This is a genomic window from Streptococcus mitis, assembly GCF_009496285.1.
GTDB classification, from domain to species: domain Bacteria; phylum Bacillota; class Bacilli; order Lactobacillales; family Streptococcaceae; genus Streptococcus; species Streptococcus mitis_BP.
The window spans coordinates 1-746 of the sequence record NZ_WIJK01000062.1; the positions used below are offsets into that span (position 1 = coordinate 1).

The following is a 746-nucleotide window of genomic DNA, read 5'->3' on the forward strand; positions in this document are numbered from 1 at the left end:
AACTAGATGTCCAAACTGAAGACATTCCATTTACAACTATTACTCGTGAAACTGATGCATTGCCTAAGGGACAATCTCATATCGTGACTGAAGGTGTGAACGGTCGTCGCAGCTACTTCTATTCTGTGACTACTGCTACTGACGGAACTGAAGTTAAAACATTGGTTACAAGTGTCGTAGCGCAAGAACCTGTCGCTCAAGTGATTGAAGTGGGGAACCCTGTCACTCATGTTGGTGATGAACATGGGCAAGCTGCTATCGCCGAAGAAAAACCAACACTAGAAATCCCAAGCGAGCCAGCTCTAGCAACTGTTCCTGCTGAGGAAAACAAAGCTCTTCCTCAAGGTCCAGCTCCTGTAGCAAAAGAGAAAAAACTACCTGAAACAGGAACTCAAGGTTCAGAATGGTTAATTGCTACTGGTCTTATGTCAGCTCTCACAGCTTACGGACTTAGCAAGAAAAAAGATTAAAGATGAATCTTTTGATATAAGATAAAAAGCGGGACTTAAGTCTCGCTTCAGAACGAAGACAAACGTCATTTTTGGTGTTTGTTTTTTTCTGTTTTCAAAAATATGTTGTCTCATCATCTGATATTCCATTCAAAAATCGGATTTAGAACAAAATAAAAAGGGATATTCTCTATCCATTTCACCAGTTTTTTGATATTTAAACACGCTAAAGTAAGCCCAACCTGATCCTCCATTTTGGACTTTCCTTTCTCTCTAGTGTATCTCAAATTATGGTAC

1 protein-coding gene is annotated in these 746 nt (G+C 39.8%); it reads left to right on the top strand.

All coding sequences use genetic code 11. The features are described from left to right. A partial coding sequence (locus tag GEZ89_RS09495) for a G5 domain-containing protein (protein WP_153225815.1) occupies positions 1 to 470 on the top strand: 470 nt, incomplete at its 5' end. Positions 471 to 746 lie beyond the last annotated feature (276 nt).